A 9,963-nucleotide genomic window follows, 5' to 3' on the forward strand; every position below is an offset into this window, starting at 1 on the left:
CAGTGGTATGCATAAGCACCTCTTTTTTAAGACCCAATCTGAGACTTTTCATGACCTCGACCTTGTTAGCCGAACAATCTGATTCGCCTGTAACGCCTCAACGTGTGTTGGAGGATGTGTTTGGTTACCAAGAGTTCCGTGATGGTCAGCAGTTGGTGATTGACGCTGCGATAGAAGGTCGCGACAGCTTAGTTATCCTGCCTACTGGTGGCGGTAAGTCGCTGTGTTATCAAATCCCTGCTTTGGTTCGCTCTGGTATTACTTTGGTGATTTCTCCGCTTATTTCGCTGATGAAAGACCAAGTGGACCAGCTTAAAGCCAACGGTGTAGCGGCTGAATGCATTAACTCGACCATGCCTCGTGAAGAACTGCTCAGCGTGTATAACCGCATGCACACTGGTCATCTTAAGTTGGTGTACGTCTCGCCAGAACGCGTATTGATGCGTGATTTCATTGAGCGCTTGGAAAACTTGCCGCTATCGATGATTGCCGTCGATGAAGCGCATTGTATTTCCCAGTGGGGACACGACTTCCGTCCAGAATACGCCGCGCTTGGTCAACTTAAGCAGCAGTTTTCCCATGTGCCATTTATGGCGCTGACGGCGACGGCGGATGATGCAACGCGCCGAGATATTCTTGAGCGTCTGCAACTGAATAATCCAGAGGTTTATCTAGGCAGCTTCGACCGTCCTAACATTCGCTACAACTTAGTTGAGAAGCACAAGCCGGTTTCGCAAATCGTTCGTTATCTTGAAACCCAAAAGGGTAACTGCGGCATCATCTATTGTGGTAGCCGTAAGAAAGTTGAGATGGTGACCGAGAAGCTGTGCAACAACCACATTCGTGCTGCTGGTTATCACGCAGGTATGGACGCTGATGAGCGCGCTTACGTTCAAGAAGCTTTCCAACGTGATGACATCCAAATTGTAGTGGCGACCGTGGCATTCGGTATGGGCATCAACAAACCAAACGTGCGCTTTGTGGTTCACTTTGATATCCCGCGCAATATCGAGTCCTACTACCAGGAAACCGGTCGTGCAGGGCGTGATGGTCTACCTGCGGAAGCCATGATGTTGTATGACCCAGCGGACATCAGTTGGCTGCGCCGTATGTTGGATGAGAAAGACGATGGTCCACAGAAGCAGGTGGAAACCCACAAACTGAATGCGATGAGTGCCTTTGCTGAGGCGCAGACTTGTCGTCGTCAGGTGCTATTAAATTACTTTGGTGAGTATCGTGAGAAGCCATGTGGCAACTGCGATATTTGCTTAGATCCACCGAAACACTTTGATGCCACGGAAGAAGCGCGTAAGGCGTTATCTTGTGTCTATCGCGTTAATCAAAGCTTTGGTATGGGTTACGTGGTAGAAGTGCTACGTGGCATGCAAAACATTCGTGTACGTGAAAACGGCCACGATAAGATTTCTACCTACGCGATAGGTCGCGATCATAGCCACGATTACTGGGTGAGTATCTTCCGTCAGTTAATCCACAAAGGGCTGTTGTTTCAAAACATCACGCGTAACTCAACGCTGCAACTTACCGAAGAGGCGCGTCCGCTGCTGCGTGGCGATGTGACTCTGGAGTTAGCGGTTCCGCGTTTAGACACCGCAGCACGCGCGGCGAAGTCGGACAAACTGACCAGCAAGAACTACGACAAAAAGCTGTTTGCTAAGTTACGTAAGCTGCGTAAGTCGATTGCTGATGAAGATGGTTTGCCACCATACGTGGTCTTCAGTGATGCGACTCTGATTGATATGGCGGAAATTCTGCCAACGTCTTACGGCGAAATGCTGGCAGTCAGCGGTGTTGGTCAGCGCAAACTAGAGAAGTACGCCGACCCATTCCTTGATTTGATTCAAGAACACATTACTCACCACGGATAAGGAACCAAGATGCAAAAGGAATTTGGCTTAGCGGACTACATGGCACAAGAAGGTCGCTTAATCATTACTGCGCCGAGCTTTGACCTTGATAGCTTTCCTGCCTTAGGTGAGCGTTTAGTCGGGCTGCTTTCTGCTACTGTGGTGGAAAAGCAATGGGATGCAGACATTCACTCTTGGCTGATTGACTTTGAAGGTTGCCGACTGTTTATGAAGGCAGAGCATTACAGCGAAGCGATTTGGTTTGAAGCGTTAGCGATTGAAGAGAACAGGGAAGAGTTGGATTATCTTGCAGGGTTGTTCCAACGCGGCTTCTAAAAATAGAGTTTTTCTTGAAAGGGTGTTTCACATGAAACACCCTTCTTTATGCTTAAACGTTTGCGTCAAACAGACGACTTGCGGCGAAAAGTGGTTAATGTATAATCGCCCACCGCTTCGCTCAGAATGAGCCAAGCCAGTTTATTTTTCATTTTACATTGTTGGTAAGAGCCACTCTATTCAGTGACTCGATTTGGGTTCCCTCACCCCCAAACCAAACTAAAAAGGTATCGCATGAGTAACTTTACCCCTGCGCAGCAGCGCAACGCCCTTATCTATCTGGTTCTATTCCACCTAGTCATTATTGCATCTAGCAATTACCTAGTTCAGCTACCGTTTACTATCTTCGGTTTCCATACCACTTGGGGGGCATTCACTTTCCCATTTATCTTCTTAGCGACTGACTTAACTGTGCGTATTTTCGGTGCTCAGTTGGCGCGTAAGATTATCTTCTTAGTGATGTTGCCTGCTTTGGCAGTGTCTTACTTCTTATCGGTGGTGTTCTTCGAAGGTCAATTCCAAGGTTTTGGTCACCTAGGGGAATTTAACTTATTCGTTGCTCGTATCGCGATTGCTAGCTTCATGGCGTACCTACTTGGTCAGATCATGGATGTGCACGTGTTCAACCGCCTACGTCAAATGAAGCAATGGTGGGTGGCACCAACGTGTTCAACGCTTTTCGGTAATGCACTTGATACCATCGCTTTCTTCGCCATTGCGTTCTATCAAAGCCCAGATCCATTTATGGCAGAGCATTGGACGGAAATCGCGCTGGTGGATTACGGCTTCAAACTGATTATCAGTCTTGGTTTGTTCGTTCCGATGTACGGCGTATTACTGAATTACCTAATTAAGAAGCTGACTGCGGTGAACCCTGACTTTAAGGTGACGACAAGCGTTCAGTCTTAATATCAGTGGGAACCCCGAAAGCCGCTTGCTTAAATCAAGCGGCTTTTTTGTACCTGCTTACTGGGATTTAGAGGGTTTTGTACAGCGTGGGGAGCAATTAGATCATGGGTGTCCAAAAGCTCCCTGAGCTGTACGAAGGTAAAAATGAGCAGTAAAAAAGGTCCCGAGTGAGACCTTTTAATCGAAGGTACGGCACGTAGAGGAAGCTCGCTGGTGAAATGGCTAACAGAGCATCTTCTCAATCAAAATGGCTTTTTGCGCATCGAAGGCGCCAAGTTGCAGGCCGTTATCCCAGCTGATGCTTTGATTGAACATCGCCAACATCAAACCGACACTGCGTTGATTGGCGTCCTGCCAGCAATCAGACTCGCTGTACTCTCCATCATTTATCGCGTTGCCATTAACGAGAATGGGCTCGAAACGCCATTTTTCTCCGACACGGTAGTAGCCTTTGCTGGTTAAGGTCTGGTTGGATTGAATCGTTAGGTTGTGCTCGATGCCCGGCTCACCTGTTAATTCAAATACAAATCTTAGCTGGTGGTCGCCACATTGCAGCTCAACGATCAGTTGGCCGTTTTTCTCAGTCAGTGTCGACTGAGAGTAGTCTCCAAAGCAGTGCAGCAACCAGGAGATAGGGTGGCTAGCTGTTTCAAGAAACCACTCTTTGAGTGTGAAGGTGCCCGGTAGGTTAACCTGGGTGACTAGATTGACCACACAAGGTTGGGTTTGCGAAGTGAGCCACTCCTCTATTGTCTTGGCGGTATTTAGCTGAGCAAAGGCGTAATTAACCAATAGGTTGGCGTTCGGTTGCTGCCAGTGAGTGATGTCGGAATTCAATCCCAACAATGGCTTTTCACAGATAAGCTTGGTTGAACCTAACGTCTTTATGATCTCTGCATGAGTATGCGCAGGTGTCGCGATGGTCACGACATCAAGTAGTTTGAGTGCGCTGATGTTCGTTTCTGCCTTTGGGATTGCTTCTTCACTGCACGCTTGCTGAAGAGGTTCTATTTGGTTGGCACATAACGTCGTGACTGCAACACCATTGTTTCTATAGTGCGGAATGTGCGTGCGTCCCCAGTTGATTCCTATGATGCCAGCTTGCTGGATTTGCTCTGGCTTGGTGAAACGTTCACTCAATGGCGGCAAGGCAATTCGTTCATCTGTTAGACGTTGGTCATGGTGATAGTCATTGCTTGGCAGCACTTGCCATGGTTTGTTGTAATGCTGTTTGAGTGCACAAACGAGTTCGTAGAAATTCCACTTATCTTTTAAGTTGCTATCAAGGTGATATAAACCGGCTTCGTTCCGCTCAATAAGCTGCAAAAAGGCGAGTGCAGTATCGTCCATATGAGAAGTCGCAGGATACCAAGCCGTGCTAGCGGTAATAACGCCGTTCTCTTCATATTGGCGGTCGAGATGCGCCAACATGTTATTGCCTTCTGCTTGGTGATGGAGCTGCCAACCAATTCGAGCAACCATCGCATCTGGATTTGCTTGCCAGATTGCATCTTCACAACGAACTTTGTATTTGCCGTAATCATCTTGGGTGTTTCTTTCTTCAAAGATGCCATAAGGCCCGTTTTTTGTGGCATCAAATACCATTGCTGTGCTGACAAAGAGGTAAGGAATGTTGCGCTGTTTGCAGTGTTCACCGAGCCATGCTGCCCATGCTTCACTCCCCATCGCCATATGGCACACCGCATCAATGTGGTGCTGCTGCCAAAATTGCTCACTTTGCTCTGGATCATCTGGTGAGATTTGGTGGTGATTCCACTCCAATATGTTCCAGCCGCGTAGGTGAAACTGATGAGCGACTTTTGGGGCGAGAGTGCCAGTTAAGCCAGTCATTAAAACGGTTTTCATGATGGTGCATCTTGGTTGGCTAAATTGTGTTTATCAATAAAGCATGGCTGTTTTTCGATGTAGAGCGGAGAAGCTGAAATTTTTGCTGGGCAGCACGTTTTGTAGGGGAAGTAGAAGCAAAAAAGCCCAAGCGAACGCCTGGGCTTTAGTATTGTAAGGCAGTGATATTCGCTTATTTTGCTACGATATTTAATGGCCAGCCGATGTCTGTCTGACGGTTGGATTCAATTTCCAACTCAGCCGCAGTCAGTGGGTTTTTCTCTAGCCATTGCGCATCAATGTGTAACGTTAGATTGTCGCCTTCAACCGTTAGAGTCACATTTGGCTCTAGATCAGGATTGCGACGATGGCTGAGCAGAACCGCAAGACGCAACAGTCTCAATACTCGTTTGGCACTTGAGCCTGATAATGCATGCTGCTCAGGTAAAGAAGTGAGCTGTTCGCGATAGCGACGAGCCACTTCACCAATAAAGAACTTCTGCGCGCGCGTGTAACCAGGCAGATCCAAATTCTGCAGCAAGTAAGCACTATGCTCTCCGCCTTTTTTGAAATCGATAGTTAAACCAATTTCATGCAGTTTTGCGGCGGTCTCGAGTAATATCTTGCCCTGAGGCTCTGTAATCCACTCATCGCCCCCAGCTTGCTGTAAAAGCGTGTGTGCCAGAGTAGCGACTTGTTCGCCGTATTGGTGATCGAGCTGATAGCGATTTTGTACGCTAGCGATAGTGCGGGCACGAATGTCTTCTTGGCGAAGCTCTTCAACCATCTCATACACTAAGCCTTCGCGTAGTGCGCCGCCAGCGAGTGTCATAGCATCGATTTCAAGCAATTCAAAAACGGCAATCAAAATAGAGAGGCCACTAGGGAACACTAATGCCCGCTCAAGTGTTAAGCCTTCAATATCGAGCTCTTCTAAATGGTCGGCCAACATGGCTTGCTTCTGTAGACGCTTGAGTTTGGAGTGAGTGATTACTTCGTCCATGCCTTGCGCCAGCATTATCTCTTGCAATGCCTGAACAGTGCCTGATGCACCAACACACACATCCCAACCAATTTCTGTATAACGTTCTAAAATCGGCTGGATGGTCTGTTTCGCTCCTTCAATTGCCGCGTCAAAGTTACGAGCATTCAATTGGCGATCTTTAAAGAAGTTTTCAAGCCAAGTCACGCAGCCCATTTTTAAGCTGGTCAGTGCTTTGGCTTCGAAACCTTCCCCGATAATCAGTTCGGTACTTGCTCCACCGATATCGACTACAAGGCGACGACCACTACCGCCAGAGGTGTGAGCGACACCTTTATAGATAGTGGCAGCTTCTTCTTCACCAGTAATCACTTCGATAGGCTGGCCTAGAATTTGGTTAGCCTTTTCTAAAAACACATCTACATTGGTCGCGGTACGTAATGTTGCTGTACCGACGATGCGAATGTTTTGTTTAGGAATGTCCTGCAAGCGTTCCGCAAATAGACTTAAGCAGTCCCATCCTCGCTGCATAGCTTCCATACTAAGAGAATTATGTTCATCTAAGCCCGCTGCTAGACGAACTTTGCGCTTAATTTTAGCCATTGTTTGAACGCTGCCATCGATGTGACGCACAACGAGCATGTGAAAACTGTTCGACCCGAGGTCGATGGCGGCATATAGCGGTGATGATCCTGCTTGACTCATAAAACGAACTCAGTTTCCTATTACGATTGTTTTGGTGCCGATTGACGCGGTTGGCGTGGACGACGTCCCTGCGGCTTACGGTTACCAGAACCAGAGCGGGTACCGCCAGTATTCGTGCGGCGCTGTTGGTTGCGTGGTGCACGCATACGAATCGGAGCCGGTAGATCTTGAATCAGTGCCGACGAATCGTACTCTGAAACTGGGATTGTGTGCTCAATGTATTCTTCGATTGCTGGTAGGTTAACCGCGTACTCTTCACAAGCAAAACTGATCGAATGACCGCTCGCACCAGCGCGACCAGTACGGCCAATACGGTGAACATAATCTTCACAGTCGTCAGGAAGGTCGTAGTTGAAAACGTGCGTTACCTGAGGAATATGCAGGCCACGCGCTGCAACGTCAGTTGCAACTAAGATGTCGACATCACCTTTGGTGAATTGCTCAAGAATCTTCTCACGCTTCTTCTGCGGTACATCGCCAGTAAGAAGGCCTACACGGTGTCCATCGGCAGCCAAATGACCCCAAACCGATTCACACTTATGCTTGGTATTGGCAAAAATGATAGCGCGATCTGGCCACTCTTCTTCAATTAGTGTTTGAAGCAGCGCCATTTTGTCTTCATTAGAAGGATAGAAAAGCTCTTCCTGAATGCGGTGGCCAGTTTTTTGTTCCGGTTCGACAACGACATGCTCAGGAGTATTCATGTGTTCGAATGCCAGTTCTTGAACGCGGTAAGACAGCGTTGCTGAGAACAGCATGTTCAAACGCTCTTTTGGCTCAGGCATACGACGGAACAAGAAGCGAATGTCTTTAATAAAGCCAAGATCGAACATGCGGTCGGCTTCGTCCAGAACAACAGCTTGAATGTTGTTGAGGTTAAATACGCGCTGTTTGTAGAAATCGATGATACGGCCTGTTGTTCCGATCAGAATATCTACGCCGTCTTGCAGTTTCGCAAGTTGCTTGTCGTAGCTTTCACCACCGTAAGCTAGAGCGGTTTTTAGACCTGTGCTTTCAGTTAATGATTCTGCATCATTGTAAATCTGAATAGCGAGCTCACGTGTAGGCGCCATAATAATTGCGCGTGGCTGTGTAGGCTTACGACCTTCATGTTCCGGAGTCGTCAGAAGGTGGTTGAACGTAGCAGTAAGAAACGCGAGCGTTTTACCAGTACCCGTTTGGGCCTGGCCTGCGATGTCTTGGCCGGTGAGCAGGACCGGCAACGCCAAGGCTTGGATAGGGGTACAAAATTCGAACCCTTTTTTGTCCAATCCTTCAATAACTTGGGGCTTTAAGCCCAAATCGGCGAACTTTTGCTCTGTGATATGCGTCTTTTTCATGGCTATAGAATATCAGCTAAAGCTTGCAATACGAAAGTAAATACATTCCAATAGGGCATCTAATTACTGGTTATCATCCAACCAGTTTCGAAAAACACATTGGAGTGGAAGATGAGTGATAAGATTTTGCAGCTAACTGATGACGGTTTTGAAAACGATGTAATCAACGCTGCAGGCCCGGTTCTAGTGGATTTTTGGGCAGAATGGTGTGGTCCTTGTAAAATGATCGCTCCTATTTTGGACGAAATCGCAGACGAGTACGAAGGCAAACTCACTATCGGTAAACTAAACATCGACCATAACGCAGGTACACCACCTAAGTTTGGTATTCGCGGCATTCCAACGCTATTACTATTTAAAGATGGTAACGTAGCGGCAACGAAAGTAGGTGCTCTGTCTAAAACTCAACTGAAAGAGTTCCTAGACGCAAACTTATAATCACCAAGTGATTACAGATAAAACCGTGCAAAGTTACAATGCACGGTTTTGTTTTTCTAACTCTGGACTAGAATACTAATTAGTGCTAACTTATCGCGCGTTAATTGAACAAATTTCTCTTCTTGGTCGATCCTGAGACCAAATCCATCTTAACTAGAAAACAGATCTTATTTTGACTAAACAAGAATCCACCACCATGAACCTTACCGAACTGAAGAACAGACCTGTGTCTGACCTTGTAAAACTGGGCGAAAGCTTAGGATTAGAGAACCTAGCTCGCTTAAGAAAACAAGACATCATCTTCGCGATTTTAAAAGCGCACGCGAAAGGCGGCGAAGACATCTTTGGCGATGGGGTTCTGGAAATTCTGCAAGACGGCTTTGGTTTCCTACGCAGTGCAGATAGTTCATACCTTGCGGGTCCGGACGATATCTACGTATCACCAAGTCAGATTCGTCGCTTTAACCTACGTACTGGTGACTCTATCGCTGGTAAAATTCGTCCACCAAAAGACGGTGAACGTTACTTTGCCCTTCTAAAAGTCAATACCGTTAACGACGATAAACCAGACAACGCCCGTAACAAGATCCTATTTGAAAACCTTACTCCTCTGCATGCGAATGAGCGCATGGTTATGGAGCGTGGTAACGGTTCAACAGAAGACATTACAGCACGTGTTTTAGACTTGGCATCCCCAATCGGTAAAGGTCAACGTGGTCTGATTGTTGCTCCGCCTAAAGCGGGTAAAACAATGCTTCTGCAAAACATCGCGCAAAGCATCGCGTACAACCACCCAGAGTGTGAGTTGATGGTTCTTCTTATCGACGAACGTCCAGAAGAAGTAACTGAGATGCAGCGCCTAGTTAAAGGTGAAGTGGTTGCGTCGACTTTCGATGAGCCAGCATCTCGTCACGTACAAGTAGCGGAAATGGTGATCGAGAAGGCAAAACGTCTTGTTGAACATAAGAAAGACGTAGTTATCTTGCTTGACTCTATCACTCGTCTAGCTCGTGCTTACAACACCGTAGTGCCTTCATCAGGTAAAGTACTAACTGGTGGTGTGGATGCAAACGCATTACATCGTCCTAAGCGTTTCTTCGGTGCTGCACGTAACGTAGAAGAAGGCGGCAGCCTAACTATCATCGCAACGGCACTAGTAGATACTGGTTCTAAAATGGATGAAGTTATCTACGAAGAGTTCAAGGGTACAGGTAACATGGAACTGCACTTGAACCGTAAGATTGCTGAGAAGCGTGTATTCCCTGCGATTGACTTCAACCGCTCAGGTACACGTCGTGAAGAACTACTGACGAAGACTGACGAACTACAGAAGATGTGGATTCTGCGTAAGATCGTTCACCCAATGGGCGAAATCGACGCAATGGAATTCCTAATCGATAAGCTAGCGATGACGAAGACCAACGATGAGTTCTTCGATGCGATGCGTCGTCAATAGTCTCAAATAGTCTGACCCGTCCTGATATGGGTTGACACTTTTTAACTAAAACGCTCGATGTACTTCATCGGGCGTTTTGTATTTTAA

At 47.1% G+C, this 9,963-nt stretch carries 8 protein-coding genes; 5 read left to right on the forward strand and 3 right to left on the reverse strand.

The features are described from left to right. Window positions 1–50: 50 nt before the first annotated feature. From recQ to R7093_RS23080, 3 genes are all read left to right on the forward strand, one after another. A complete protein-coding gene (recQ, locus tag R7093_RS23070; RefSeq protein ID WP_042523966.1) occupies window positions 51–1,886 on the forward strand; it encodes an ATP-dependent DNA helicase RecQ in 1,836 nt (611 codons plus the stop codon). Window positions 1,887–1,895: 9 nt separating this feature from the next. After that, window positions 1,896–2,201 carry a DUF3630 family protein gene (locus R7093_RS23075; RefSeq protein ID WP_213971130.1) on the forward strand — a complete coding sequence of 102 codons (306 nt, stop codon included), beginning with the start codon at window positions 1,896–1,898 and terminating at the stop codon, window positions 2,199–2,201. 234 nt (window positions 2,202–2,435) lie between these two features. Continuing rightward, on the forward strand, window positions 2,436–3,110 hold the full coding sequence (locus tag R7093_RS23080) for a 7-cyano-7-deazaguanine/7-aminomethyl-7-deazaguanine transporter (RefSeq protein ID WP_005378770.1): 675 nt from the start codon (window positions 2,436–2,438) through the stop codon (window positions 3,108–3,110). 222 nt (window positions 3,111–3,332) lie between these two features. Here R7093_RS23080 and R7093_RS23085 read toward each other — a convergent pair whose 3' ends face one another. From R7093_RS23085 to rhlB, 3 genes are all read right to left on the reverse strand, one after another. Then, the gene (locus tag R7093_RS23085) at window positions 3,333–4,976 is read right to left on the reverse strand and encodes a sugar nucleotide-binding protein (protein ID WP_104979853.1); all 1,644 of its coding nucleotides are present in this window, start codon (window positions 4,974–4,976) and stop codon (window positions 3,333–3,335) included. Between the two features lie 172 nt (window positions 4,977–5,148). Next, window positions 5,149–6,642, reverse strand: coding sequence for a guanosine-5'-triphosphate,3'-diphosphate diphosphatase (gene gppA, locus R7093_RS23090; protein ID WP_005382885.1), 1,494 nt, complete (start codon window positions 6,640–6,642; stop codon window positions 5,149–5,151). 20 nt (window positions 6,643–6,662) lie between these two features. Then, window positions 6,663–7,982, reverse strand: a complete 1,320-nt coding sequence (gene rhlB, locus R7093_RS23095) for an ATP-dependent RNA helicase RhlB (protein WP_005378764.1) — start codon at window positions 7,980–7,982, stop codon at window positions 6,663–6,665. Between the two features lie 111 nt (window positions 7,983–8,093). Here rhlB and trxA point away from each other — a divergent pair, with 111 nt between their 5' ends. Both trxA and rho read left to right on the forward strand, forming a co-directional pair. After that, the gene (trxA, locus tag R7093_RS23100; RefSeq protein WP_004745500.1) at window positions 8,094–8,420 is read left to right on the forward strand and encodes a thioredoxin TrxA; all 327 of its coding nucleotides are present in this window, start codon (window positions 8,094–8,096) and stop codon (window positions 8,418–8,420) included. 196 nt (window positions 8,421–8,616) lie between these two features. Then, complete coding sequence (rho, locus tag R7093_RS23105; RefSeq protein WP_005378757.1) at window positions 8,617–9,876, forward strand: transcription termination factor Rho; 1,260 nt, start codon at window positions 8,617–8,619, stop codon at window positions 9,874–9,876. Window positions 9,877–9,963 lie beyond the last annotated feature (87 nt).

The sequence above is a fragment of the Vibrio sp. 1580 genome (assembly GCF_033340055.1).

Coding starts and splice junctions, on each gene's coding strand:
- recQ (WP_042523966.1), top strand. CDS start 51: ATGACCTCGACCTTGTTAGCCGAACAATCTGATTCGCCTGTAACGCCT.
- R7093_RS23075 (WP_213971130.1), top strand. CDS start 1,896: ATGCAAAAGGAATTTGGCTTAGCGGACTACATGGCACAAGAAGGTCGC.
- R7093_RS23080 (WP_005378770.1), top strand. CDS start 2,436: ATGAGTAACTTTACCCCTGCGCAGCAGCGCAACGCCCTTATCTATCTG.
- R7093_RS23085 (WP_104979853.1), bottom strand. CDS start 4,976: ATGAAAACCGTTTTAATGACTGGCTTAACTGGCACTCTCGCCCCAAAA.
- gppA (WP_005382885.1), bottom strand. CDS start 6,642: ATGAGTCAAGCAGGATCATCACCGCTATATGCCGCCATCGACCTCGGG.
- rhlB (WP_005378764.1), bottom strand. CDS start 7,982: ATGAAAAAGACGCATATCACAGAGCAAAAGTTCGCCGATTTGGGCTTA.
- trxA (WP_004745500.1), top strand. CDS start 8,094: ATGAGTGATAAGATTTTGCAGCTAACTGATGACGGTTTTGAAAACGAT.
- rho (WP_005378757.1), top strand. CDS start 8,617: ATGAACCTTACCGAACTGAAGAACAGACCTGTGTCTGACCTTGTAAAA.